The sequence below is a fragment of the Candidatus Gracilibacteria bacterium genome (assembly GCA_041658685.1).
In the GTDB taxonomy this organism is placed as follows: Bacteria; Patescibacteriota; Gracilibacteria; order UBA1369; family UBA12473; genus JBAZZS01.
In genome coordinates this window covers 459,643-486,184 of the sequence record JBAZZS010000001.1, presented here as the reverse complement: position 1 = coordinate 486,184, position 26,542 = coordinate 459,643, and the positions used below count along the sequence as shown (strand labels likewise).

At 43.7% G+C, this 26,542-nt stretch carries 24 protein-coding genes and 1 pseudogene; 10 read left to right on the top strand and 15 right to left on the bottom strand.

The window, feature by feature from the left end:
- Nucleotides 1–66: 66 nt before the first annotated feature.
- Entirely contained in the window at nt 67–1,047 is a 981-nt protein-coding gene (locus WC882_01920; GenBank protein ID MFA5842416.1) for a hypothetical protein, read from the top strand.
- Here WC882_01920 and queA read toward each other — a convergent pair.
- The 9 genes from queA to rpsB form a co-directional block, all read right to left on the bottom strand.
- Nucleotides 1,036–2,061, bottom strand: coding sequence for a tRNA preQ1(34) S-adenosylmethionine ribosyltransferase-isomerase QueA (gene queA, locus WC882_01915; protein ID MFA5842415.1), 1,026 nt, complete (start codon nt 2,059–2,061; stop codon nt 1,036–1,038). The genes WC882_01920 and queA overlap by 12 nt on opposite strands.
- Before the next feature lie 175 nt (nt 2,062–2,236).
- Entirely contained in the window at nt 2,237–3,415 is a 1,179-nt protein-coding gene (locus WC882_01910; GenBank protein ID MFA5842414.1) for a SpoIIE family protein phosphatase, read from the bottom strand.
- Entirely contained in the window at nt 3,399–5,906 is a 2,508-nt protein-coding gene (locus WC882_01905) for a HEAT repeat domain-containing protein (GenBank protein MFA5842413.1), read from the bottom strand. Before WC882_01905 ends, WC882_01910 begins: the two co-directional genes overlap by 17 nt.
- A 317-nt stretch (nt 5,907–6,223) precedes the next feature.
- Nucleotides 6,224–7,297 carry a bifunctional diaminohydroxyphosphoribosylaminopyrimidine deaminase/5-amino-6-(5-phosphoribosylamino)uracil reductase RibD gene (gene ribD, locus WC882_01900; protein MFA5842412.1) on the bottom strand — a complete coding sequence of 358 codons (1,074 nt, stop codon included), beginning with the start codon at nt 7,295–7,297 and terminating at the stop codon, nt 6,224–6,226.
- Entirely contained in the window at nt 7,298–8,050 is a 753-nt protein-coding gene (locus WC882_01895; protein MFA5842411.1) for a sulfite exporter TauE/SafE family protein, read from the bottom strand.
- A 194-nt stretch (nt 8,051–8,244) separates the two neighbouring features.
- Nucleotides 8,245–9,480 carry a bifunctional 3,4-dihydroxy-2-butanone-4-phosphate synthase/GTP cyclohydrolase II gene (locus WC882_01890; GenBank protein MFA5842410.1) on the bottom strand — a complete coding sequence of 412 codons (1,236 nt, stop codon included), beginning with the start codon at nt 9,478–9,480 and terminating at the stop codon, nt 8,245–8,247.
- A gap of 76 nt (nt 9,481–9,556) precedes the next feature.
- Nucleotides 9,557–10,309, bottom strand: a complete 753-nt coding sequence (tsf, locus tag WC882_01885; protein ID MFA5842409.1) for a translation elongation factor Ts — start codon at nt 10,307–10,309, stop codon at nt 9,557–9,559.
- Nucleotides 10,310–10,387: 78 nt separating this feature from the next.
- On the bottom strand, nt 10,388–10,837 hold the full coding sequence (locus WC882_01880) for a hypothetical protein (protein MFA5842408.1): 450 nt from the start codon (nt 10,835–10,837) through the stop codon (nt 10,388–10,390).
- A gap of 77 nt (nt 10,838–10,914) precedes the next feature.
- Nucleotides 10,915–11,610 carry a 30S ribosomal protein S2 gene (rpsB, locus tag WC882_01875; GenBank protein ID MFA5842407.1) on the bottom strand — a complete coding sequence of 232 codons (696 nt, stop codon included), beginning with the start codon at nt 11,608–11,610 and terminating at the stop codon, nt 10,915–10,917.
- 83 nt (nt 11,611–11,693) lie between these two features.
- Between rpsB and WC882_01870 the strand changes: the two genes are divergently transcribed.
- The 6 genes from WC882_01870 to WC882_01845 all read left to right on the top strand — a co-directional run bounded on the left by WC882_01870 (nt 11,694) and on the right by WC882_01845 (nt 16,339).
- Nucleotides 11,694–11,984 (top strand): chorismate mutase, encoded by a 291-nt coding sequence (locus WC882_01870; protein ID MFA5842406.1) that lies wholly within the window; start codon nt 11,694–11,696, stop codon nt 11,982–11,984.
- A 22-nt stretch (nt 11,985–12,006) separates the two neighbouring features.
- Nucleotides 12,007–12,528, top strand: coding sequence for an ATP-binding protein (locus WC882_01865; protein MFA5842405.1), 522 nt, complete (start codon nt 12,007–12,009; stop codon nt 12,526–12,528).
- 49 nt (nt 12,529–12,577) lie between these two features.
- Nucleotides 12,578–12,949: an STAS domain-containing protein gene (locus tag WC882_01860; GenBank protein MFA5842404.1), complete on the top strand. Its 372-nt coding sequence runs from the start codon at nt 12,578–12,580 to the stop codon at nt 12,947–12,949.
- A gap of 66 nt (nt 12,950–13,015) precedes the next feature.
- The gene (locus WC882_01855; GenBank protein MFA5842403.1) at nt 13,016–14,125 is read left to right on the top strand and encodes a glycosyltransferase; all 1,110 of its coding nucleotides are present in this window, start codon (nt 13,016–13,018) and stop codon (nt 14,123–14,125) included.
- A 28-nt stretch (nt 14,126–14,153) separates the two neighbouring features.
- On the top strand, nt 14,154–15,164 hold the full coding sequence (locus WC882_01850; GenBank protein ID MFA5842402.1) for a hypothetical protein: 1,011 nt from the start codon (nt 14,154–14,156) through the stop codon (nt 15,162–15,164).
- 29 nt (nt 15,165–15,193) lie between these two features.
- Nucleotides 15,194–16,339, top strand: a complete 1,146-nt coding sequence (locus WC882_01845; GenBank protein ID MFA5842401.1) for a glycosyltransferase family 1 protein — start codon at nt 15,194–15,196, stop codon at nt 16,337–16,339.
- A 33-nt stretch (nt 16,340–16,372) separates the two neighbouring features.
- Here the strand turns inward: WC882_01845 and WC882_01840 are convergent.
- The 3 genes and pseudogenes from WC882_01840 to WC882_01830 form a co-directional block, all read right to left on the bottom strand.
- Nucleotides 16,373–17,359 (bottom strand): annotated as a pseudogene (locus WC882_01840) (AI-2E family transporter).
- A gap of 272 nt (nt 17,360–17,631) precedes the next feature.
- On the bottom strand, nt 17,632–18,078 hold the full coding sequence (locus WC882_01835; GenBank protein MFA5842400.1) for a pilin: 447 nt from the start codon (nt 18,076–18,078) through the stop codon (nt 17,632–17,634).
- Between the two features lie 178 nt (nt 18,079–18,256).
- The gene (locus WC882_01830) at nt 18,257–18,919 is read right to left on the bottom strand and encodes a YggS family pyridoxal phosphate-dependent enzyme (protein MFA5842399.1); all 663 of its coding nucleotides are present in this window, start codon (nt 18,917–18,919) and stop codon (nt 18,257–18,259) included.
- Between the two features lie 58 nt (nt 18,920–18,977).
- Here WC882_01830 and der point away from each other — a divergent pair, with 58 nt between their 5' ends.
- Nucleotides 18,978–20,312, top strand: coding sequence for a ribosome biogenesis GTPase Der (gene der, locus WC882_01825; GenBank protein MFA5842398.1), 1,335 nt, complete (start codon nt 18,978–18,980; stop codon nt 20,310–20,312).
- A gap of 70 nt (nt 20,313–20,382) precedes the next feature.
- On the opposite strand, the gene WC882_01820 is transcribed toward der, so the two are convergent.
- Both WC882_01820 and WC882_01815 read right to left on the bottom strand, forming a co-directional pair.
- Entirely contained in the window at nt 20,383–21,336 is a 954-nt protein-coding gene (locus WC882_01820) for a hypothetical protein (GenBank protein MFA5842397.1), read from the bottom strand.
- Nucleotides 21,337–21,357: 21 nt separating this feature from the next.
- Complete coding sequence (locus WC882_01815) at nt 21,358–22,992, bottom strand: hypothetical protein (GenBank protein MFA5842396.1); 1,635 nt, start codon at nt 22,990–22,992, stop codon at nt 21,358–21,360.
- 128 nt (nt 22,993–23,120) lie between these two features.
- On the opposite strand from WC882_01815, the gene WC882_01810 reads away from it, so the two are divergent.
- A complete protein-coding gene (locus tag WC882_01810) occupies nt 23,121–23,879 on the top strand; it encodes a helix-turn-helix domain-containing protein (GenBank protein ID MFA5842395.1) in 759 nt (252 codons plus the stop codon).
- Between the two features lie 203 nt (nt 23,880–24,082).
- Complete coding sequence (gene uvrC / locus WC882_01805; GenBank protein ID MFA5842394.1) at nt 24,083–26,218, top strand: excinuclease ABC subunit UvrC; 2,136 nt, start codon at nt 24,083–24,085, stop codon at nt 26,216–26,218.
- On the opposite strand, the gene WC882_01800 is transcribed toward uvrC, so the two are convergent.
- Nucleotides 26,215–26,499 (bottom strand): hypothetical protein, encoded by a 285-nt coding sequence (locus tag WC882_01800; protein ID MFA5842393.1) that lies wholly within the window; start codon nt 26,497–26,499, stop codon nt 26,215–26,217. The two genes, uvrC and WC882_01800, sit on opposite strands and share 4 nt — an antisense overlap.
- Between the last annotated feature and the right edge of the window lie 43 nt (nt 26,500–26,542).

The following is a 26,542-nucleotide window of genomic DNA, read 5'->3' as shown; positions in this document are numbered from 1 at the left end:
TATCAGTATACAGGAAAAAGAGGGGAGAGTAAAGTGGGGACCGTGGTTATATTTTAATGTTTTCTTATGAATGGCAAATTTTTGTTTAAAATGGTGTTGGTTTTTATGATTTTTGGGGGGATGGGATGTCAATCGCGAGGTGCGATCACGCAATTGTCGCTTGAATTCGCTACGGAACGTCCTTTATTTCAACGAGCGATTTTTTCCGCAGATGATCCGTATTCTTTCCGAGAGGTGGCGGTGTTTGAGGATTACGTTTATCCTTATGTGGACGAGCAGGGAGTGGAGATTACCGGAAATGCGTTGCCGGAGTTGTCTCGAGAACAATTGGAGGGTTATTTTGTTCGGGCTTGGTCTTTTTACGATCCTGTTAATTTGGTTGAAAATGATCCCGAAACGTTTTATCAAAATTTTATCAACGAGGAAGGAGTGTCTGTTTTAAGCCAAGAGGATATGGATAGTCTTCTTTCCATTATGGCGGTCGCTTCTCAAGAAATTGATACTTCTTTTGTGGTGCCTTCTGAAGAATCGAAGGTCGAATTGCCTTATGAGTTTCCTTTGAGTTATTTTTTCTCGGATTTTCCGTTTTGGGCTGATTTATTAAACATTGGATCGACTTCTTTTAAAACCGCTGAAGATGAGGTTTGGTATACATCGGTTTATGATGTTTGGGAAAATGTCTATGATATTTCCGAGTGGAGTGCACTGAATATTATTCAAGATCCCACAGAGGCTTGGGTTCAATATGTTTTATTCACAGAGAGAACAAGTCCTAATCAATCAACCCCTGTTTTTTCAGAGGATTCTTTTGAGACTTTACAGATTGTTTTGGCTTATGACGAGCATGGATTTTTACGTGGATTGGTTGCTTTTGATAAAGATCGAGAGCTTCCGACTCACGATGAATCTTTATTGATGTATTTGAATTTTTTATATGATGAAAGAGAGATTTTGACGGGAATCAATGTGTGGCGAGTGGGGTATGAATTCGATCAATTGGCGGTTCCGCGATTAGTGTATCAAAATTATCGTTATTTACACGATTAGCATGGCGTCGCCGAAGCTGAAAAAGCGATACTTAAGACGGATGGCTTCTTGGTAGGCTTTGAACATGAAATCTTTTCCGGCCAGGGCGCTTACCAGCATGAGCAGGGTGCTTTTGGGGAGGTGAAAATTGGTGAGCAGTCCGTCGATGAATTGGAAGGAATATCCCGGAGTGATGAAGAGGTTGGTTTCTTTGGTTTGGGGGGTGAGAAAGTTATTTTTGGCGCAGGATTCGAGCACGCGGCAGGAGGTTGTGCCTATGGCGAAAATGCGTTTGCCTTGGGTTTTTAATGTGTTGAGGGCCGCGGCGGTTTGAGGGGTGAGCTCGAGCCATTCGTGGTGCATGACGTGATCTGCGATATTTTCGACCTTTACAGGTTCAAAAGTGCCGCGGCCCACGTGCAAGGTTACGAAGTGTTGCTCGACTTCTTTTTCTTTTAATTTTTTGAGTAAATCTTGCGTGAAATGGAGCCCTGCGGTGGGAGCAGCCACACTCCCTCGATTTTTGGCGTAAACGGTTTGATATTCTTGCGTGAAAAGATTCCCGGGTTGGTGAATGTAAGGGGGGAGTGGCGTTTCCCCAATTTGATCGATGACAGATTGGAGTTCGGGCCCTGATTTTGAAAAAACGAGAATTCGTGATCCGTCGGTTTGGATTTTTTTGACGGTCGCGGTTAGATTTTTATCAAATATAATCGTGGTCTCGAGAGAGAATCGTTTCCCGGGTTTTGTAAGACATTCCCACGTGTCGGGTGTGATTTCTTTGTGTAGGAGAATTTCAACTTCTTTTCCATCGATAAGTCCTTTTACTCGTGCCGGAAAAACCTTGGTTTCATTGAAAACCAGAACGTCATTGGGCGTCAGAATTTCCGGGAGATCTCGAATATGGCGATGGGTGATGGTTTGCTTTTTTTGATCCAAGACCATCAATCGTGCATCGCTTCGCATGGGCAATGGGGTTTGAGCAATGAGCTCTTTGGGGAGCGCGTAATTGAAGTCGTTTATATTCATATCCATTTATGGTTGAAAGAATATTCCATGGAAGCGGTCAGGAAGAATTTTCGTTCACATGGGAGCGAAATGTCTCGGATCATGATTCTCGACATTTCTTCCTTGAAAATGTTCACAAAAATTTTCCTTTTCCACTTCCACGGAATGTCATCTTAGTATTTGCATTGATGATTGAATGGGCCTAATTACTTTCCTTCAGCCCGGATTCTTCCACGTTTGTATTCCCGTAGTCAATCAGACTCTTTGAGGCCTCTTTTGTTCCTACAATAGAGAGATTTTCCGTTCCTGTGAAAGGTTCTCCGCGTCGAATAACCATAAGTGTGATGTCGTCAAGTTGGACCGTGTCTCCCAAAAATCGTGTGAGTTCGGTGGATATATGTCGGAATAAATCTTCGGCTGTCGGGGCAGTGGGGGCGTTTTTTTCAATGATTTTAATCAGACGTGAGATTTCAAACCGTTCACCTTCGTCATTTTTTCCTTCAATAATTCCGTCGCTGTATAAGATAACAAAATCGCCTTCGCTTAGAGGGAAAGGCATTTCTTTTAGCAACGCTTCGTTGTTGGGGACCATCCCCAGCGCAATACCTCCGGCGGCTTTATTTTCAAGTGAATGGTCTATTTTTTTATAATGTAAAATCGTTTCGTGTCCGGCGCCGGTGTAGAACATTTGTTGATTCTCTTCATCCCAACGCAGCATGGTCATGGTCATAAACATGGTGCGTTGAATGCGAGGTTTCAGGTATTTATTGACTTGTACGAGCAATTGTTTGGAGTCTTGAACCATGTCCGCAAATGTATGAATGAGCGTGTTGACGATCATCATGACCAATCCGGAGGGAATCCCGTGTCCCGTGACATCTCCCATATAAATGAATGTTTGATTTCCTTTTTTGATGAAGTCAAAACAGTCTCCCCCGATTTCAGCCGCAGGTTTGGTTCGGGCAATGATGTCGAGGCCTTTGATGGGGGGTGCTTTTTTGGGTAAAAGGTCATCTTGAATCTTTTGAGCAACATTGAGCTCGGATGAGATACGGCGATGTTCTTTGATGTCTGTGGAAACGCGTTCGAGACTGCGAGTGATTTCATTGAAAAAATGCGCGACCACCCCGATTTCGTCTGTTTTTTTGGTGTAAATGCGACGGTATTGTTTGCCGGTGAGCAGGGCTTTGAATTCCTTTAAAATTTTATTAAAGGGCCAACTGATTTGGATGAAAAAGAATGCGATCGATAATACGAAAATCCCAATGAATGCATGGAGAATGTAGTCTTTTAAAAAGAACCAAATGCCGACTCCCGATCCCAGTAGGATCAGTTCAAAAAGAATGAATTTCCATAACAGTTTTTTATGCGGAGACAGCATAGGGATTTTGGGTAATAAATGCCGGAGAACGAGTGGCTTTTTGTTGGTGTTTTAAAATGGCTTCTATTTTTTCGATTTCTTCATGTTCTTCAATGGCTTCATAGGCTTTTTTGAGTTTTTCAAGAGTGTTGTGGTCGAGTTCGGCAATGGTGTTCGCATCGAGATGAATCAGTAGATCGTGAATGTATTCCGAGGCGCGAAGGTGGAGAAGTTTTCCGATACGACCCGCAAGAGTTGGAGATAACGTTTGGACGAATTTTTTTATTTTTTTGGAAATGAAGGTATCGCCGTGCAGTATGAGTTCCACCAAATGGGGGATGCAGGCCGGATGATTGTGTTTGGCCAGAGCTTTGGCTGCTTTTCTTTGAATGTCGCGGTCTTGGGAAGCGAGATTTTGAATGAGATAGGGGAGATCGTTTCGTTCCCCAATGTCTCCCAAAATCATGAGGGAGGCCAGGATGGTGTTTTTTTGTTCTTTTTGTTTCATTTGATGCAGATAATGCAAAAGCGTGGGATGTAAAAATTCGAATTGCCACAACGTTCGGATGGCTTCGGCGCGGACGTAATCGTTGGGATGGTTGAGGTAGGGTTTGATGTACGGAATGATGTTGGAATCGTTGAATTCACGGCACGCTTTAATGCAGGCGCTTTGGATTTGTTCGTCGTCTTTGTTCATTTCATTTAAAATAAAAGGGATGAGGTCCCCATGATCGATTTTTGCTAAAAATGTTATGCACGACGCTCGGATTTTTTTGGAAGGATTGTTATGGAAAAGGTGTTTGACGGTTTCGAGGGTTCGATAGCGCGTAAAAACGTGTTTTTTAAGATAACTTTTTAAGGTTTTAAGTTGATGAAGGGTTCCCAATGCGGATAAAGTCACGTCTTCGGTTTCATGCTTGAGGCAATCGAGAATGTCTGTGATCACCTCGGGATTTTGGCGGCGCGCCAGTGCTTCGAGGATTTTAATTTTAATGCGTTCATGTTCTCCGATGCGTTTTAAGTGTTTGATCAAGGCTTTTTCTTTGATTTCATGACCTTTTTGACTCAGGATTTCAATGGCGCCGATTCGGGTGGCTAAGTCTCGTTCTCCTTCTAGGTTGTGATGGCAGAGTTGCGTGTAGTTCTTTTTAAGAAAAAGAAGACGGAATAACATGAATAGGGCGAGACCGATCATCAGACCGTTGATGGCCATGATTTCTTCCGTGCCTTTTAAATGAAAGATGGATTGGATCAAGAAGAAAAGTCCGAAAACCAAAATGGCCCCCAGTGGTTTGATAAAGCCTTCCATGAATTCTTTGATTTGACTGCGAATTTTTTCAGGCAGAGCGTAGTACGAAGAGTGGTAGGCGTTGCGGAAAATTCCTCCCGTGATTTCAAAACTGCTGCGTCCCGTGGCTGCGGTAAAAAAGTTGAAATTCCACACCATGCCAAAAAGGTGTAATAAGGTTACCAATGGGCTTAAAATCATGGAGCCAATGATCCCGAGTCCGCTTATGATTCGAGACGCGAGAAGGATTTGCACCAAAAAACTGCCTGACGAAATGATGATTTGTAAAACACCGAGATCTTTGGTGAGCTCATGTTCGAGGTAAGCTTCTTTGGCATTTAAGTCCACGGCTTGCAGGTTGACGAGGCTGACATTAAGGTCTGTGCCCGGAGCATAATTTTGCGAATCAAAGGTGATTTGATTGGCTTGTTCTTCAATCGTGCTTTGGATGGCTTTGGTGTACTGAAATTCCATGAAATTGGCCATCATGAATTGCAACATGACAAGGAGGGCGATGCCTTGTAAAAATGGGATTTTTCGTATTTTTTTTGCTCCTTTGAACATGGTCATGAACGGAGAGCCTTTGAGTGAGTCGTGTTCTTCCGGGCTTTTTAATGAGGGAATTTTTTGTTTATAAACTTGTGACGTGAGAATGGTGGGGATGACAAGGGTGAGAATGAGCATCCACACGTAGATGAATTTGTAGGAGGGAAGAAACTCGAGTCCGGTGGTTAAAATAAGACCTCCAATCACTCCTCCAAGGTTTTCGGAAGAAGCGATGACAGGAAAGGTGCGTTCGCTTTCCAAGGGAGAAAAAAGATCTTCAATAAAGAGAGAAATAAGAATATTGAGTTGCGAAAGGAAAACGGATTGAGCGATGAGAATGACCCCAAAAAAAGCGATGGGGTTTTGGTAGACGAAAAGGGTTGAAAGCAGAAGCAAAGATCCGGAAAGCAGGGTGGTGTAAATGATGAGAATCGGACGCTTGATGATTCTGAGAAGATTTGAATAAATCATGCTTCCCACGATCACCAAAACCGCGTTCAAAACCAGGAGATAAGGCATGGCCTCAATTCCGATACGGTTGATGAACATGGCGAGTGTTACGGTCCACCCGATGACAAATCCGGTACGCAAAATCAGTTGCAGACTCCATGCTAAAATCACGCGCGGCCATTCTTTATGCCCGACATTGGTGATCCGATGAAGAAAACCCGCAATCATTTGTTTTGTTTTTATTTTTAATCCCTTAATTATACCTTATTTTCTAGGGAAATGGAAGGCGAAATAGGTCGAATATTTTTTAAAAGGAGACGCAAAGCTTTTTTCGGATATGCCCATCCAGACACGTAGCGAAGCGGAGTGTCCTTTCCCCCGCATTTTGCATTATTAAAGACAATCGGGAAGGAAGAATTTTTGTTCACATGGGAGTCGGACACTCGGATACATGATCCTCGTGTCCTCTTCCTTGAAAATGTTCACAAAAATTTTCCTCTCCCTCTTGTCTCAAAATATCCTCAAAAATCTATTCGCCTTCTTTCTTATGACATTTCTACCCACAAATCTTTCCCGATTTTGATAAAAGAGGGGTTATTGAAATGAATTTTTGGCAGGATTTTACGATCAAAAAGAGAGGGGAGGGACGCGTTGTTGGCGCGATGCGGAGTGAAAATAAACGTGACGTGATCTACCAGTTTTGCTTTGAGAAAGCTTGTATTTACTTGTTCGCCGCCTTCGATTAGGACACTGCGAATGTTGAGTGCGAAAAGCTTTTTAAGCAGGTCATGGAGGTCTATTTTCCCGGTTTTTGTTTTTTTGCAGACAAGAAGGGTGGTGCGAGGCGGAAGTTTTTTCCCGGAGGGAAGGGGAGTGGTGGTTGCAAGAATAGTGTGGCCTTTTTCTTTGAAAATTTGGGATGAAAACGGAGTTCGAAGATGACTGTCGAGAATGATTCGAGTTGGATTTTTTGTGGGTTTTACAGATCGAACCGTGAGGCGTGGATTGTCGATGAGAAGCGTGTTCACTCCAATTAAAATGCCGTCGTATCGGGCACGGAGTTCGTGGACTTTTTTTTGAGATTTTTCCCCGGTTAATGCAGTGGATTTTCCTTTTTGAAGCGTGATTTTTCCGTCTTGAGTGCACGCGGTTTTGAGGTGAATAAAGGGGCGTTTTTTGAGAGTGTTTGTGAGATAAATGGCGTTTAAGTCGCGTGTTTCGTGAGTTTCCATTTTTTCAGTGATGATTCCGGCTTTTTTAAGGATTTTAATTCCTTTTCCGCGAACGAGGGGATTGGGGTCTAATGTGGCAAAAATCACTTTTTTTAGTCTCAATGCTTTTAGTGCTTCGGTGCAAGGGGGTTGTTTCCCATAATGACAGCAGGGTTCCAGCGTGACATAAAGCGTTGCGCCCTTGAGTGATTTTTTAGCCTTTTTTGCGGCTTGGATGGCATTGATTTCAGCATGGGGTCCTCCAAATTTTTGATGCCAGCCCTCGGCAATAATTTTTTTATTTTTTATAAAAATTGCGCCCACCATAGGATTGGGCTCGACCTTTCCTTTTCCTTTCCATGCGAGTTTCGCGGCTCGCGCCATGAATGCGTTGGAGGCATTTTTCATTTAGAAGGATTCCAATAATAATTTAATGATGGAAATCGTGACGATTACAACGAGAAACCCTTTGACCCAAAGATTTCCTTTTTTAATGGCACATTTGGATCCGAAATAAGCTCCAATGGCTGAGGCGATGGCTTGAGGGATGGCGTACAGGAACCAAATTGATCCATAATAGAAGAAAACGAGAGATGAACTGATGGCCACCAAAAAACTGATGAAAAGTGCCAAGCCCATACCTTGTGAAAAACTTTGGCCTTGAAAAACGAAGTAAAAAGCTAAGAGTGTGCACGTGGCGATGCCGATGGCTCCGCCGTAAATTCCCAGCAAAAAAGCGATGGGTAATAAGTAAACCAGATGTTTTTTTTGAACGTGATATGTTTGATCTGAAAGTCCTATTTCTTTTTTTAAAAGGGTGATGAAAAGCAAAAAGATTAAAAGAATGCTGATGATTTGATTTAATAAAGATTTGTCGATGTTCAACGTGATGCCGGCGCCTATTCCTCCTCCAATGGTACAAATAATGCCGAATAATAAAGCGATTTTCAGGGAAAATTTTCCTTTTTTTAAATAGTGAAACGCTCCGGAAAAATTAAGAAAAATATCGGCGAATTTTGAGATGGCGATGGCATTGGGAGCCGGGATTCCCAGAAACAACAACGTGGGTATGCTGATTAAACCTCCGCCTCCGACTTGTGCGCCAATAAATCCGGCCAAGAGGTTTGCAAGGATGATGATGAGAATGGCGCGGTAATCCATTAAATTATTTTAATGTTTTTTCAGATACTCAAGGTGAGTTAAAATTTTTGGAGCGCATGACGCTACAGCAATTTTCGGGTCTCGTGGGTCCCGAAGTTGCGACCGTAGCGGAATTAAGCGGAGAAAATTTTAACGAACAACAACTTGGAAGGGGAGCTCCCGAGGGGGAACCAGCCGTGCCCCCTCGGGTTATTTTAGACTTGTTTGAGCCAATGCCCCATTTTTTCTTTTTTCACGGTGAGGTATTTTCGGGTGCGAGCTTGCGGTGAAATTTCAATGGAAACACGTTGGGTGACTTTAAGTCCGTAACCTTCAAATCCTATGATTTTTTTAGGATTGTTGGTCATGAGATGGATCGTCGTAAGTCCTAAATCCGCTAAAATTTGAGCCCCAATGCCGTAATGGCGTAAATCCGCCTGAAAACCCAGTTTCAAGTTGGCTTCCACGGTGTCGAGTCCTTCTTTACTTTGGAGATCGTAAGCCTTGAGTTTATTGATGAGCCCGATGCCACGACCTTCTTGTCTCATATAAAGAAGAATGCCGTTTTTCTTTTTCCCAATGATGAAAAGGGATTTTTCAAGTTGTGGATGGCAGTCGCACTGCATGGATCCGAACACGTCTCCGGTCATGCATTCGGAGTGCACGCGCACGAGTACATTTTTTTGTCCTCGAATTTTTCCGTGGATGAGTGCGACGTGTTCCAATCCGTTATTTTTTTCTTTATACACCGCGATTTTAAAGTCGCCGTATTTTGTTTTAAGGTTGGTTTTTACTTTAAGTTCCACAAGTTTTTCTTTTTGACTTCGATAGTGGATGAGATCTTTGATGGAAATGATTTTGAGTCCGTGTTTTTTTGCAAAAGGAATCAAGGCCTTGAGTCGCGCCATTTCTCCGTTGTTTTGGATGATTTCACAAATCATGCCTCCGCCTTGGAATCCGGCGAGTCGTGCGAGGTCCACGGCCGCTTCGCTGTGGCCGGCTCGGACCAAGACTCCGCCTTCCGCGGCACGAATGGGGAAAATATGTCCGGGCCGAATGAAATCCTCGGGTTTGGAGTCCGGGCGCATGGCGGTGAGAATGGTTTTAGCCCTGTCTTTTGCGGAAATTCCCGTAGAGACATCTTTTTTGGCATCCACGGATATGGTGAAATTGCATCGAGTGGATTCCGTATTGTTTAATGTCATGGAAGGAAGGTCCAAACGATCGGCAATGGCTTTTTCAATGGGCATACAAATAAGACCGCGTCCTTCTTTGGCGTAAAAATTAACTTTTTCCGGAGTGACTTTATCCGCAGCCATGATTAAATCGCCTTCGTTTTCGCGATCTTCGTCGTCCACCACAATCACGGGGTTTCCTTTTTTGATTTCGCGTAAAGCCTCTTCGATGGAATTAAGTGTAGGGAGTTTTTTCCCGACTTTGTTTTTTCCCATGAGGAAATTATAAAAAGAAAAGAAGATGGGGGAGAATACGGGGAGGGAAAAGCTCACTTTGCTACGTTCGTTTCTGTTAACACTCCAGACGAATGAATTTTTCAATGGTTGCGCCGTTGAGAAGGCTTTCCACGGTTTGTTCCGGATTTTTAACAAAGGCTTGTTTTAAGAGCGCATTTTCTTCACGGAATTTTTTTTCTTTTCCCATGAGGATTTTTTCAACAATGGCCTCGGGTTTCCCTTCCGTTTTGAGTTGTTCGGTCCAGATTTCACGTTCTTTTTTAACCAATTCTTCGGACACTTCGGCAGGGGAGAGCACGAGCGGATTCATGGCGGTGACGTGCATGGCAATGTCATAAGCGGTTTCTTGCGATCCGCCATTCATAACCACAACGCCTCCGACTTTTCGGTTGGAATGAACATACGTTCCGACCACAGCGCCTTCAACGTGTTGTACGTTATTCAAACTGATTTTTTCTCCCATTTTGGCGTTGAGATTACTTAAAAGTGCGGTGGCATCAAAAGAAGGGTCTTTGAGTAACGTTTGAGCAATATCTTCCGCGGCTTTTATAAAATCCGGAGTTTTGGCCACAAAATCGGTTTCGGATCCGAGTTTTAAAATCACGGCTTTGTTGCCTTGGGTTGCTACGGTCACCACGCCTTGGGTGGTTTCACGATCGCTTCGTCCCGCGGCCTTGGATTCGCCTTTTTTACGGAGGATTTCGATTGCAAGAGTTTCGTCGCCTTTGGCTTCTTCAAGAGCTATTTTACACGCTTGTAATGAAGCGCCGGTGCGTTCGCGGAGGTGTTTGATGTCGTCGATGGTCATACGAATAGGGGTTAGGAATTAAGGTTTAGTTTAATGAGAGCGGAGAGGTGAGAAATCTTCGGAATAAAAATGGAAGTATTATTTTTTCTCAGATGATGGAGGGGTTGGCGCGGCGGGGGCTGCGGGAGAGACCGCCGGGGTTTCCGATTTTGTTTCCGTGGGTTTAATTGTGGTTCCGGCAAATAATTTATCGACATTGATTTTCATGGCAAGGTCATGGAGTATCGGCATTTTCCATTCCATCCCGGAATAAGCTTGGAACCCGCCAATGGCAATGGCACCAACGAGGGCCAAAAAGAGTAAAGACCCAATCATTGGGATGGCGGCCAATACAAAAAGAATCACAAAGGCGATGCCGGAAAGAATCATGCCTTGCTTGGCGTGCATTTGGCAAAACTTGCTTTCGGGTTTCATGATTAAAGCTCCAACAAAAAGGAATGGGAAATAAGATAAGGCGGCGAGTATGCGTTCCTCGGATGGAATGTTGTTGATGGGGGCCGGTGTGGGAGCGGGGGGGGTGTTGGGCATGACAAAAAAGGCTAAGGAAAAATAGATGATTTAATCTTAAGGCTTAAACGGTGTGGCGTAAAGAGAAAAAACGTTTCTTATTTTTTTCGTTCCAACGCTCCTCCGATTTTTTTCACTAAAAAATCAAGAGAATTGATGGCATCGTCATTCCCGGGAATGGGGTGAGTGATGCGAGTCGGATCTCCATTGGAGTCTACGATGGCCACAATCGGAATATTGAGTTTATTGGCTTCTTCTACGGCGATATGGTCTCGAACCACGTCCACCAAAAAGAGTACGTCCGGACGTTTGGTCAGATTTTCAAGACCACCCAAAGCTTCTTGGAGTTTGATGATGGTTTTTCTCATCTTGAGAGCTTCTTTTTTGGTGTATTTGTCGAGTTCTCCCGAGGCATCTTGTTCTTTAAGATCGCGGAGATATTTGATGCGTTTTTTAATGGTGGTGAAATTGGTGAGAAGTCCGGGAACCCATTTTTGAGTGATATAAGGCATTCCACACGCTTCGGCCGTGTCTTTCATGATTTGAATGGCCTGCGCTTTGGTGCTGACAAAAAGAACGGTTTTACTTTCTCGTACGCATTGGTGTAAAAATTCGGTCGCTACGGCGAGGCCGTCCGCGGTTTTGTTTAAGTCGAAAACATGAACGCCATCGTGTTTTCCATAAAGATAGGGTTTCATTTTGGGATTCCATTTGCAGGGTTTGTGACCAAAATGCACGGCATTTTTGATCATTTCTTTGAGAAGTTTTTCTTTGTCAGGGGCTGTTGTGGGCATAAAAAAGGAAACATTTAAGGTTAAATCGCGTGCACTGTAATGGATTTTTTGAGCTTTTACAAGTTTTTCTGTATATTTCCTTTATGGAAAAGGATCCTTTGATAAAAATTCGGGCTAAAATCGATGACATTGACGATCAAATTATTGATCTTTTGGGGGAACGATTTGAGTGTGTTTCACAGGTGGCTAAAATGAAGAAAAAACAACATACAACCGTGTATCAACCCGAGAGAGAAGAGATTGTTTTGAAGCGAGTTTTGGATCGAGGGGCAAGATTGGGATTGAATCCGTTGTTGCTTCAAGCGCTTTTTATGCAGATTTTTGCGGTGTCCAAACGGGAACAGCGTTGACTTAAGGAGTTTTCTCGGGTATAATAGTATGATGTAATTTAGACCTATGAATTCTTCCACTGTTTCATCGACTTCGATTGTCAGTACAACCCCTACGGCGAATCCTACGCCGGAGGACATGGTGAAAATCACGATTGTGCTTCCCACAAATGCTTATTTTTTATCCGGAATTCGAGATTTTACGTTGACGTTAACTAAGAATATGACCGGTTTTTCAGATCAATGGGCGTTTCGCTTTCAGTCCGTGGTGGATGAGCTTTGTAACAATGCGATCGAACATGGATCTGCGGTGGGGAATGATGTGAGTATTACGTTTTTAAGTCATCCCAAGCAAAGTATAGAGATTGCGGTCGAAGATACGGGGACCGGCCCTTGCAAGTATACGGCGGCTCAGATGAGAGATGTTTTGAAACAACAGATGGAAAAGGTTCAGACGCAATTTTTGGGACTCCGTGGGCGTGGTTTGGCTAAGATTGTGGCGGAATGGACGGATGAAATTGTGTTTGAAGATCGATCCGGAGGCGGGTTGAGGGTTCGTGTGAAGAAATATCTTAATGAAAAAACTTAAGTTAATTAAACTTTTATTTTAGTTTCCCTAACTCTTAACTCCTAATTCCATGACTTACGCCAATATCGCCATTGAAGACCTCGCTCAAGTTCAAGCGGATCGTAATATTAAAATCGTAAAAGTCAGCGGTCAGCTCGATGAAAGCAATGTCGACGAGCAAGCCAAGACGATTTATCAACTCATTGAAACCAATCCCAAGAATCTGTATTTGATTTTTGATTTTTCAGAACTGGAATATTTGAACAGCAAGGCGATTGGGTATTTAACGGATTGGTATGGGAAAGTGTCGGGAGAAAGCGGTAAAATTGCGATTGCCATGGCACGTGACAATATTGTGGATATTTTGCAGGTGGTGGGACTGACTCAGCTCATTCCTTGCCATGCTACTCTCGATGAGGCAAAGACGGCGATGAGTGCGTAAAAAATAACGTTATTGAATTTTTTCCCTTCCTTGTTATGATGAACAGGAGATTTTTAATTGTGTTTTATGACACCTCGAATCGCCATCGTGTGTGATTGGTTGACCTCCCGCGGAGGCGCGGAACGTGTGATTTTGGCGTTGCATGAACTGTTTCCAGAGGCGCCGATTTATACCAGTATTTATGATGCGGAGCGTTTTCCGGAGTTGAAAAATGTCGAGGTTTATACGTCGTTTTTACAAAAATTTCCGGGAGCCAAACATCATCATCCTTGGTATATTGTCGGAATGCCTCTGGCGTTTGAGTCTTTTGATTTTCGTGATTATGATTTGGTGATTTCGAGTTCGCATTCGTGCGCGAAGGGGATCATCACCAAGCCCGGGACCTTGCATTTGTCGTATTGTCATTCGCCGCCGCGCTATTTATGGGACAACTCGCATGAGTATGTGGAACAGTATCCGTGGCCGAATTTTTTGAAAAAAACGATTATTCCGCCGTATTTGCACCGGTTGCGTTTGTGGGATCGGGCCGCGGCCGAGCGCGTGGATCGCTACAGTGCCAATTCCGAGTGTGTGGAGCAACGTATTCGTAAATATTATCGTCGGGAGTCCGAGGTGATTTATCCCCCTGTGGATTTGGGAGATTTTATGCCGCAAGATCGAAAAAAAGGAGATTATTTTTTGGCGGTGGGTCGGTTGACCGCGTATAAGCGTTTTGATCTGTTGGTGGAGGCGTTTAATGAACTCCATTTGCCACTCAAGATTGTAGGGGTTGGAAATTCCGAGAAATCATTGAAGAAAATGGCGCATTCCAATATTGAGTTTTTGGGACGGGTGAGTGAAGAAGAATTGAATCAATTGTATTTGGGGGCCAAGGCGTTTTTATTTCCGCAATTGGAGGATTTTGGGATCACGGCGGTGGAAGCCATGGCGCACGGGTGTCCGGTGATCGCGTTTGAAGGCGGAGGGGCGTTGGAAACGGTGAAAAATAAGGTTTCCGGGTTGTTTTTTAAGGAGCAAACCGTGGCGTCGTTGAAAGAAGCGATTTCCAAGTTTTCAGAGCTTGAATTCAAGCCAGAGAAAGTTCGTAAAGAGGCGGAACGTTTTGGGACCGAGATTTTTATGGAAAAAATGCAAGCGTTCGTGGGAAAAGCGTGGGAGGAATTTGGGAAATTATAGATTGGGAATTTTAGATTTTAAATTAGGGATGCGGGGCTGGTTGCTCGGAGCGGCGGTTTGAGCTAGACTCATCCGTGTTTTAGTTGCTTTACATTATTTCATTACTTTCAATCTTATGGATCCGCGTGAATTTTTTTCTTTTTTCAAACGACGATGGGTTATTTTATTCATTGCCGTCCTTGTTGGGGTAAGTATTGGGTTGGTTCATGCGATGAAAAATGAAGGAAAAACACGAGAAGCGTTGATTTTTGTGACGTTGGGAATGGAAGTGGATTCGGGTACGCCTGCGGATTTTTATGTGACGAATGAAAGTGCGAATGTGGTGGATCAATTTACGGAGACGGTTCAGGGGTGGCTTTATAATCCTGCGCTTTTGGAGCGGATGAATGATGTGGCCGGAGTGGCGCTCGGTGTTGGCGTTCGCAAACAGGAAAAGCAAAATCTTCTTGTGACGGTGTCGTTTCCGAGTTCTGTGGATTCCGCGCTGATTCCCGGGTCTGTTTTATCGGTTTTGAATCAAGAAATTGCGACGTATAATTCCATGACTCACACCCGTTTTGTTTTGGCGTTGAATTCAATGACGCTTCCCGAGCCATCTTCGTCTCGCATGGTCAACAGTGTGGTGGGCGGAGGGTTGGCCTTGTTCTTTTCTTTTCTTTTATTGCTTTTAATGGAATACGCGACGTATCGTGTGAGTTTTGCCTATCATGTTGAAAAACTCGTGGGCCAAGCGCCGGCCTTTGAATTGCCTTCTTATTTTGGAGTGAAATGTTTGTCGCGCATGCTGGAATCCTATCGGTATCGTTTTTCTCCTGAGACCGTGTGGGTGGATTTGGGAAAAACGCGTATGCAACATAAGGCCGGATGGCTTTTGGGCGAGGCTGAGGTGACACTGATCCCTTATCCTGAAGCGTTGGGGGTTTTATCCGCGGGCACCTCTTTTTTGGCTGTGATTCAATTGGGGAAAACGCGTGAAGCGGAAATTCGTGAGTTGAAAGCCCTGGTCAATGGACCCTTTCAATATATTTTGATCGCTTAAGAAATGCTAATTCCTAACCCCTAATTTTCATGCTTATCGGTATTGATGTTCGCCCCTTGATGCATGGTCGTACCAGTGGCGTTGAAAACTACATTCGTTCGTTATTGAAAGAGATTTTTGTTCAAGATGCGGACAATCGCTATGTGCTTTTTTATAATTCATTTCGGGATCGCGGAGATTTTTTAAAGGGGTTGGAAGATGGCAAACGTATTCAAGTGGTGCGCACTCGCTTCCCGAATAAATTACTTCATATTTTATGGCGGGTTTTCAGTTGGCCCAAGATTGATCGATTGATTGAAAAACGTATTGGGAAAAAAATAGATATTTTTTTTGTGCCGGACCCACGGCCCTCTCCGGTGTCGTCGTCGGTGCGAAAAGTAATCACGTTTCATGATTTGGCGTTCGAGCGTTATCCTCAACATTTTTCGTGGCGCAGTCGATTGTGGTTTAATGTTTTAAACCCGGGACGTGAAATCCAAACCAGTCATCGTTTAATTGCGGTGTCCGAGTTTACGAAAAAAGAATTGATTGATATTTATAAAGTTTCCGAGGCTAAAATCATCGTGATCCCCGAAGCGGCCCCGGGTGTATTGGAACCAGAAATTGACGAGGCCCGCCTGGTTGAAGTGAAAAAGAAATACAATCTTCCGGATCGATTCTTTTTGACCTTTTCAACCATTGAACCGCGTAAAAATATTGAAAGCGTGGTTAAGGCGTTTGCGTTGTTCCAAAAAAAATACCCGCTGGAAACGTATCGATTGGTGTTGGCCGGGCGTTATGACCCCAAGATGTTTGGGAAAGTGTTTGTGGAAGAAGGACATCCGGATCTTTTTATCACCGGATTTATTGATGAAGCGGACAAACCCGCGGTGTACAGTTTGGCACGCGGGTTGGTTTTTGTGTCCACGTATGAAGGGTTTGGGTTGCCGATTTTAGAGGCTATGGCGTGCGGAACTCCGGTGATTGCGTCGTCGGTGGCGTCCATGCCCGAGGTGGCGGGAGAGGCTGGGATTTTGGTTCAACCGTATGATATTGATCAAATCGCGGAGGCCATGTGTCGTCTCACCATGGATGACTTTTTTAACGAATATCGTGAAAAAGGATTGGCACATGTCAAAACATTCAGTTGGAAAAAAGCGGCCAAAGAGACGTTGAAGACTTTGATGACATTGTAAAAATCACTTCTCCTTCCGAATGTAATCCTTGATGAAAATCGAGAGCGCCGTGGCCACCGGAACAGCAATGATGACGCCTATAATTCCAAGGAATGTGAATCCTATTAACATCGATAGAATAATGATGATCGGGCTGAGGCCGACCGCATTTTTCATGATGATCGGAACAATGATGTTGTTCTCAAATTGCTGAATGAGAATGTAAAGAAGAAACACCCAAAGTGCTTGGGCCGGCGAATGATTGAACCCGATCAGAAGGGCGGGCACCATGGCGATGAACGGACCGACCACGGGGATGAGCTCTGTAATGGCGGCGATGAAGGCGAGAGTGAGTGCGTATTCGACATTGAGCAAAGAGAGTCCGGCAAAGGTTAAAACTCCGATCACGAGCATGAGTTTGACTTGTCCGCGAAGCCAATACCCGATGTTTTCTTTGATGGCTGAGCTTTTTTGTAAAATGTAATTGCTATGTCGACTTGGAAAAACGGAAATTAGGAATTTTTCAACTCCTTTTTCATCCACGGTAAAGAAAAACGTGAGCGCTAAAACCAAAATGGCATTGAATACACCATTGAAAATAAGTTTGACCGCATCCCAAGTATTGCCTGCGATGTTTTGCAATTGTTTTCCGATTTGTTCCAATCCGGATTGAAGGTTGTTGATCAAGGTTTGTTGGTCGGCTCCGGCTAAAAAGTCTTTTAATAAGGCTTGGATTTTATCCGCATAAGGAAGATTCCATAACGTGTCGCTTTGAGTGAGGTTGGTGATGAGGTGGCTTAATGTTTTGGCAAGTTCGAGCGTTTGAAGGGCTACGAGCGGGATGAGGGTGGAGAGGAAAAAGACAAAGATAATAAAGAAAACAAAGTAAATAATGAGCAATCCGAGGCCGCGAGGGATTCGTTTAGATTGAAGAAAATCAATGATGGAATCCAAGGCTGAGGCCAGAAAAAGAGAGACAAACAGAATGACGAGGGTCGCTTTGATGGAAATGAGAAATTGACCCAAGAGAAAAAGGGCCATGATTACCAATGTGGCTTTGGCCACGCTGGCCATGGAAAGGTGAATCATGACGTGATCCATAATTTTTTCCTTTTTGGCGGAGAGGGTGGTGGGTTGGGTTTTGGTTGTTGACTCAAATACCGGAGTTTGTTTGAGCCGTCGTTGTTCGTTTTTTAGATGGTGTATTTTTGCGCGTAAGGAAGAAATACGGTGGAAAAGTTTTTTAAAGTTTTTAGCCATGGGGGAGGGAGGAGATTAGGGGTTTGGAGTTAGCGTTTATGAATTAGTGGAGGTTATCCTGTAACTTGGACTTGAATGATGTTTACGAAAATCCAAGCTAGGAGGGTGATGACCATGCCAAGGAGAGCGTAAAAAATGGTTTTTTTCCCTTTTTCTTTGTCGTCCGTGAGACCGCCGGTCATGTACCAAAAGCCACCCAAGAGTACAAATAATAAGCTTACCGTTGCTGCAATTCCGATGAAAAAGTTGGCAAAATAAGAGATAAAATAGGGGAGCATCCAGAGACTAATTCGACCTGTTTTAATCGCACATCCTAAATATATATAACTTCCGCTTTGAATGGCTTCTTTAAACGAAGCATCGGTTAGGTGATCCATAGTGTCTTCACAATTTTTACTAGTATAATGACCGGAACTTGGGAGAAGTGTTCCTTCTTGTGCCAAAACGATCTGGGGGAGCAAAACAAGTGCGAGTAAAAGAGAAGTAAGGAAATGTTTCATGGGGGAGGGGGAGAAGAAATTGTAAAATTTAGATTTTAAATTAGTGGATGCGGGGTAGAAAGAGAATTCAGGAGGAGGGGGGGGGGAAGCAGGAAAGGGGAGACATTCGCTTCGCTCATGTCTGTTCGCTGCCGCTTCGTGTTTAGTATAAGGTGCATGGCATAAAAGGTACAACGGTTTATTTAAAAATAGCACTTCCGATTCGCACCATTGTAGCGCCTTCTTCGATGGCAATGGGGTAGTCGTGGCTCATGCCCATCGAGAGTTCATTCATTTCAACGTTTTGAATTGGATTTTTTCTCAATTCTTCAAATAATTCACGCATCATTTTAAAGTAAGGTCGTGTTTTTTCGATTTCGTCTTCAAATAAAATAATCGTCATTAATCCTTTTACTTTTAATGAGGGACAATTTTGGCTGATTTCAGTCAGTGCGTCGCGGACGGCGTCTTTTTTAAAACCGTATTTTTGGGGGTCAGTGGAGATATTGACTTGGAGTAAAATGGGGAGTGTTCGATTTTGGTTGAGGGCTTCTTTATTTAAGGCGTGCGCCAGTTTTAGGCTGTCTACGGACTCGATCATGTCGAAAAGTTGAATCGCTTGTTTGACTTTGTTCGTCTGTAAATGGCCGATGAAATGTTTCTCAACGGTTTTGGGTAAAAAAGGGAATTTTTGAGTGGCTTCCTGAATGCGATTTTCGCCCACGATGTTTTCTCCGGAGGAGAGGGCGGCTTGAATTTCCTCGAGCAATCGATTTTTAGTCACCACCACGAGTTTCACGGAGGGCCCGATTTTTTTCCGAATTTTTTGGGCGTTACGGGTGACATTGTGAAAGGAGAACATCTCTGATAGGATTACGGCTGTTCTGTTTTTTGGAAATTTTCTTTGACCATTATTACACATGCTACCCGTTGTTGCTATTGTCGGTCGGCCCAATGTGGGCAAATCATCGCTGTTCAATCGTTTGGCTGGCAAACGCGCGGCCATCGAATCCGAAGTTTCCGGAACCACACGAGATCAGATTTCGCGACATGCCAAGTTATTTCGTTATGAAGTGTTGTTGGTGGACACGGGTGGGCTTGAAATTGAGGCTAAAGACGACATCAATGTGGAAGTTCAGCGTCAGGCGCGAATGGCGATTGAGGGCGCGGATGTGATTGTGTTTGTTTTGGATGTGCGCGATGAGGCCACGGCCTTGGATTATCATGTCACGGATTTGCTTCGAAAATCGGGGAAAAAATGCATTGTGGTCACGAATAAATGTGATCATCCATCTCAAACAAGTACGGCGGCTTTTAATTTTTATGAGTTGGGTTTAGGTGACCCGCTTGAGGCTTCCGCGATCCATGGATTGGGGTTGGAGGAGTTGAGAATTCGGATTGAAGAGGATTTGGATGCGTTGGGTTTTTCGCCGGAGCAGGTCAAAGAGGAACCGAAAACGGAGGGGCTTCGTATCACATTTGTGGGACGTCCGAATGTAGGAAAATCGTCGTTGGTGAATGCGTTGTTTGGTAAAGAAAAGGTTATTGTTTCTTCGGTTCCCGGAACTACGCGAGATTCAATTGATGTGCCTTTTACTTATGAAGGAACTTCATTTGTTTTGGTGGACACGGCCGGATTGAGAAAGCCGGGGAAAATTGAACGTGGAATTGAAAAGTTTAGTGTGATTCGCAGTTTTCAGGCCATTGATGAGTCGGATGTGGTGGGGTTGGTTTTGAATGGGGATGAAGGCCTTTTTGCGCAAGATTTGCATGTGTGCGAGTTTGTTTTAGAACAACATAAAGGGCTTATTTTGATTGTGAATAAAATGGATCTTTTCGATGATGAAGAAAAAACGCGAAATTGGTTTATGTCCAAGCTGAAAAAGAGGATGCCGTTTTTACCGTGGGCACCGGTGGTTTTTTCATCGGCTTTGCATCGCAAAAATATTTTTGCGATTTTGGATGTGGCTAAGCAAGTGGGAGAGGAACGGGCGCGTATGTTGGGGAAATTGGAACTGGATGCATGGCTTGATGACGCGATCGGGCATCATGGCATGGCCGGAGGCAAAGGGGTGCACGAAGGTAAGGTGTTTTCCGTAAAACAAGTGACAACCAATCCGCCGACTTTTATATTTTCCACAAAAAACCCGAGTTCGATCCATTTTTCCTATCGTCGTTATTTGGAAAATAGCTTGCGTGAAAAATTCGGGTTTGTGGGGACCGCGATAAAGCTGATTTTTAGCGAAGGGGCGTAAATGATACCAACTCGCAATAAAAAATATCCTCAAAAATCCTCTCGCGCCTCGCTTTCGCGTGGATGATACTTTATAAGTATTCCTCAAGCTTTTTGATCCATTTTTCGTAAATATTTGTTCTTCGGTCGATGTTGTGAAATTTGAGGATGTTTTCGTGAATCACGATGGCGGTGTCGTCAAAGGAAATACCGAGGGCGTTTCGCTTTTGTTTGGCGCGACGGATTTGCCATTTTTGGAGACGAGTCTCGAGATTTTCTCCGAGTTGAGTGTTGAGAATTTTTTCTTGAATGGATTTGAGAAATTCAAAAAATCCGGACACGGGTTTTAGTTGTTCGTGCGATGGAGGAAGGGGTTTAAAAAAGAAATTTTTGAGCCATGAGCGATTGGCGGAGGTGAGTTGTTCGGCGAGTTCTTTTTTCCCATAAATAGGCTTGAGTAATTGCAACCAATACGCGAAATAAAGATCCAGCGGGCCTTTTTGCAAAGCGCTTAAATCGAGTGCTTCTTTAGTGATGAAAAAGCTCAGACAAAAACGGGCTTTGATTTTTTTCCCATGACGTCGAATTCCTAAAATTTGCATCCAAAATGTTAAAATTATTCGGCATAAAAAGAGGCGATTTTTTTGAGCCACAATCAAAAGATCAATGTCGCTTTCTTCGTCGGCGTTATTGAATGCAAGAGTGTTGCACACCGCGGCGAGTCGGAGGTAAGGCGTGAGCGCAAACACCCAGCGAAATCGGTCAATTTTTTGCCATAATTTTTGTGAAATTTGTTCATTTTTTTCTCGAGAAATGCTGAGATTTTGTATCTCGGGCTTGAAGAGTTGATAATAGGATCCCGCGGGTTCGATGCGCTTGCTTTCTCTTAGCGCAATGTGGACGTGTTCGGGACGGGCTTCGAGTTTGAATAAATAGCGGTGTGTTTCGTCTGCGGTGAGTGGATAATCGAAAAGATCAAAAAACGCGAGGGTCGCGAGGACCGCTTGTTTGGTATTGAGCGGGGCTTTAAAAAATGGCTCAGACATGGGGTGAGCCCATGATATATCTTAATAGGTTTTCTCCAAATAGCATTTTTCGCAAACCACTTTTTCTTCTCGGGATTTTGGGTAAACGGTTTGGAGGGGAGTTTTGCATAGGGAGCACATCGTGTCAGTGAGTTTTTTCGGCGGTTGCATTTTGAGTAAAGCGCGATACCGTTGGTCGGGACAGGTGCGTGGAACAGGAAGTTCAAGCATTCGATATAATTTTAATTCCTGAGGAATGATTTTGTAGTTTTTTCCGGTTTCTTCGCACGTTAAAATTTTGTCGCAAATGGAGTCCTCCACGTCTTGGATAGAGGCCGGGATTTTGTAGGGTTCGCCCAAATAAGTGGCCTCTTTTTCGTCGAGATACCATTGAAAGCCCATTTTTTCCGCTGTGGATTTGTTGAGAGGATGCACATCGTGTGCCGTGGTTATGTTGTAAGCAAAAGACGATAAAGTGGCAGGAAACGGCTTCCCGTATTCACCGGTTTTTTTCATATGGGCGGTGATGCGTTTTCGTAAGTTTTCGTAAGTTTCTTTGGAATATTTTTTATTGAGAATGGCGTATTTATGTTTTTTAATTCCAATGCATCCAAAGCAGTGTTCTAAATGAAAACATTGGTCGCAATATTCCACGTCATTGCACGTTCCCACATAGGTGCAAAATTTGGAACGATACAATTGATAAGACGTGTCGGCTTCCAAGCATAATTCAGATTGATCGTTTACGAAATTGTCGTAGCAGTTTTTAAGTTTGGAACAGCCAAAAACATTGATACAGTCTTCGCATTCTTCAATGTAAAATCCATTGAGAACGTTTTTGGAATCATTGATGAAATCTCCCCAGGAATTTTCCGCATTGAGGAGGCGCATGTTTTTGAGGAACGCTTGTTTTTTTAAGGCGTCGAATTGTTGAAGGAATTTTTGTGGGTTTTGGCTGAATTCGTGAAGAAATTTTGTTTTGTGTTTTTCATAATCGGCTTTGGAGTATTTTTGGTTGAGGATGGTGTATTCTTGATTGCGTTGTTGTGTGCAGAGGATGCAATTTTTACAACCACGACAATCGAATAAAAAATAGGAATCGTTGCATCCTTCGGAAAGTTGAGAATAATGGAGTTTGTAATTTTTTTTGCAATCCATGCACCCTACGCAATATTGGCTGTCTTTGACGTTGAAACAGTCGATGCAATGATTGAGACGATGGACTCGGGTGCAGTAAAAAATGCTGTCGCTTTCGTAGGAAGAAAAAGACAGATAGCCGTTTTTTACATTCGCGCAGTTGTTGGTGAAGTCGCTGTTTTCACAATTCACAAAAATGCGAGACCAACGCGGGACGTTTTTTTGAAGGGTTTTGAATTGCTCGAAAAAAGGCTTAGTGAAGTCGAAATCCATGCCATATTCGGTGGCGTCGAAATCGTCGTCCCACCATTCGTCCTGGTCGATGATTTTAAAAGGACTGCTCGCGGGATAGAGAGTGATGATGGTTTTTCCGGATTTGTAACTTTTGTTGTAGTAGAGATTTTTTTCATTGCGAAAGGCCAGACGTCGCAATTGACGACAGTCGGGGCATTGGTCGGACAAAGGGGCGTCAAATTGAGCGTAGGCTTCTTTTTCGCCCGGGAAATAACGGAATGATTTTTGGCATTGGGTGCATTGCATGACTTAAGCGTATTCTTTTTTTATAAAATGGCAAACAGTTTAAAATATGTGGTTTTTCATTTTCAGGTTTACAAGGGGCATTTTAGGCGCTAAAATATATGTAGACGATCATCTACACCAATTTACAAATGATCACCAATGATTTGGAAAAACTCGGGTTTTCAACCGAAGAGGTGGGAGCTTACATCGCGTTGTTGGAATTGGGTGGAGGGTTTGTGAGTACGGTGGCGCGAAAAGCGGGTGCACATCGAGTTACCACGTACAACACCTTGGAAAATCTCAGTCGAAAAGGATTTGTGCGTCACACCAAAAAGAAGGGCATTCGATTTTATTATGCCGTGAGTCCTCAGATTATTTTGAACCAGATGGAAGACGGTTATAAAACCGCTAAAGCGATTGTTCCGGAGCTTTTAAATTTGCAAAATCGTTATTTTTTTAAGCCTAAAATTCAGTTTTTTGAAGGGCGTAAAGAAGTGAAGGCGATTTTTGAGGATTTGTTGCGAAGTGAAACCGAGGTGCTTGGGTATACGAATTATCAACTGTCCTCTCAATTGTTTTCGGATTATTTGAAATGGTATGCGGAGTCGGCGGTGAAAACGGGGATTAAACATCGTCTTTTGTGTCCGAATGATAAATTCAATATTGAATATGTGAAAAAAAATATGCATAAACGATTGAAGGCCGGGCTTTTAGAGATTTTTGCCGTGAATTCGGCTCGTTTCCCTTTTAAAAATGCGCAATATATTTACGAGGATAAAGTCGCCACGATTTCTTTTGATAAGGATGAAATGATGGGGGTGATCATTGAAAGTCAGAGTAATGCGGAGACCAATCGGTCGATTTTTAATTTGGCGTGGTTGGGGGCCACGAGTTTTGTGGCGAAGTAAAATGTCTATTAAAGGCAATCGGGAAGGAAGAATTTTTGTTCGCATGGGAGTCGGACACTCGGATCATGATTCTCGTGTCCTCTTCCTTAAAAATGCTCACAAAAATTTTCCTCTCCCTCTTGCCTCAAAATATCCTCAAAAATCCCCGCGCCTCTATTTTTATAGATATTCTTTTGAGCGCTAATTCGTATTATACTTCCCCTGTGAAAACTCCCCACCCTTTCAAATCCATCCTCGCTCATTTGCCGCATGCGCCCGGCGTGTATCAGTATAAAGATGCGAAAGGCAATTTGTTGTACGTGGGCAAAGCCATTGATTTGCATCATCGCGTGAGTTCGTATTTTCAGGCGTCGCGTCCGCATTCTACGCGACTGCAAAAATTGGTGGAAAATACCGCGGATATTCAATACACGGTTGCGGGATCTGAGCTTGAGGCGCTGATTCTTGAAACCAATCTTATTAAGTCGTATCGGCCGCGTTACAACGTGTTGATGCGCGATGATAAAAGTTATGTGTACATCAAGGTTACGGTGAATGAGCCGTTTCCGCGGGTTTTGGTGGTGCGAAAACTTGAACGGGACGGGGCGAAATATTTTGGCCCGAAAACGTCTTTTTCATCGGTGAAGAAAACGCTCGAGGTGTTGCGAAAATTATTTCCGTATCGGCATTGTGATTATTTGATGGACTTGCGCGGGTCTGTGGAACGAACGCAAAAATGGGATGATAAAGCGCGTGAATTTCATCGGAAAAGATGTCTTAAGCCGTGTGTTTTAGAGGCCATGCCCGAGGAATATAAAAAAGTCGTTGATCAGATTTTGGCTTTTTTTGAGGGGAAAATTGATGTTTTGCTCACAGCCTTGCGGGATGAAATGCAAAAAGCGGCCATGGCTCGAGAGTTTGAGAGAGCTGCGTTTTATCGGGATCGATTGCAGTCTGTGACTGATCTCATGTCCACGCAACGCGTGAGTGCGCCGGACCATGCGAGTCGCGATTTGATTGGGCTCGCGATTCAGGGTGGGGCTGCGTATGTGACGTTGTTCATGTTCCGGGATGGCAAGTTGTTGAATCAAGAAAATTTCACGTTGAATGCTGTTGATTTTTCGTCCGGAGCGGAACGCGAGGAGGTTGAGGTTTTGACGTCGTTTTTGTATCAATATTATGAAAAAGCCACGGATTTTCCGGATGAAATTTTGATTCCCGAAACCCTCGATGAAAAAATATTGTTTGAGGAGTGGTTGTATTCTTTTACGAATAAAAAAATACCGTTGATTACGCCTCAGCGTGGAGAAAATAAGGCGCTGTTGGATTTGGCGCGAGACAATGCCAAGAGTTTTGCCCGGCAGTCTGAGGTTAAATGGCAAGCCGGATCCGGCATTGATATGGAGGCGGCGTTGAATGGTTTGAAAACGGTTTTGAATCTTCCACGAATTCCCAAGCGTATTGAATGTTACGACATTTCGCATTTGAGTGGCACGGACACGGTCGGAAGTATGGCGGTTTTTGAGGGTGGATTTCCAAAAAAGAGCGATTATCGACATTTTAAATTGCGCACCGTTCAAGGTGAAATCGATGATTATGCGGCTTTGGCCGAGGTGTTGGGACGGCGGTTGGCGTATTTAAAAAAGAAGCCGGACGACATGCGAAAACCGCGCAAAAAAGAGTTGCCGTGGATTCAAAAAACATTGAAAAAAGCGGATCTCGATCCTGCGCATTTGGATGTGCATAAAATGCTGGTGATTGAACGGAAAAAGAAAATCGTGGGCATGGCGCGGTTGAAACCGCTCGAAAAGGACGTGAGTGAATTGGGGTCGCTTTGGGTGGATCCCAAATTCCGTGGGCAGGGATTGGGCTCGGAGTTGGTGCGCGCGTTGTTGGCTAAGCAGAAAAAAGGGAAAGTTTACATTTTGTGCGCGGCAAAAATGTTGGATTGGTATGGAGGGCTTGGGTTTCATTTACTGGATGAAGTTCCGCCGTTGTTGAAGGAAAAACATGATTTTTGCGCTTGTTATTACAAGGGAAAGCCGATCGTGATGGTGTATCGATTCACTCAAGGAAAGGAAGATGCGTCCTTTAAGAAAAAACCGGATTTATTGTTGATCGATGGGGGAAAGGGGCAGCTTTCCGCAGTGGTGGAGGTTTTGCAAAAGATGAACGTGAATGTGGCAGTGGCATCGTTGGCCAAACAAGAGGAAGAAATTTTTGTGCCCCATCAAAATGAGTCGTTGAAATTGTCGCAGCATTCCGGGGAGTTGCGTTTATTGCAACAACTGCGCGATGAAGCGCACCGCTTTGCGCTCAAATATCAGCACAATTTGAGGGAAAAGAGGATGTTGAGTTAGGCGGCTAATTCTTCTTTTTCTTCAAGAAAATCGCACCATTGAGTGAATTCATCCCTAAAAGGTTGCCCTTCTATAGAAGAAGCTCCATCGTTGAGTGCTGCCGTTGCCCTGTTTCTTTCTGCTAAGGCTTTTTCAAGTCTTGCAAGGTCTTGTTCTAACGCTTCTTCCCATCTTTTTGTTTCATTGTTTGGGTCCCCCCCTTCTAATGGAGAGGGCAGTCCATCCGAGAAAGGGTCTACTGCGGCATTATCTGGATCCGCCTGATGTGTTTCGTTTGTCATGTTTTTTGGGGTTAAATTATAAAAAAACCCGCTGTGGTTAGCG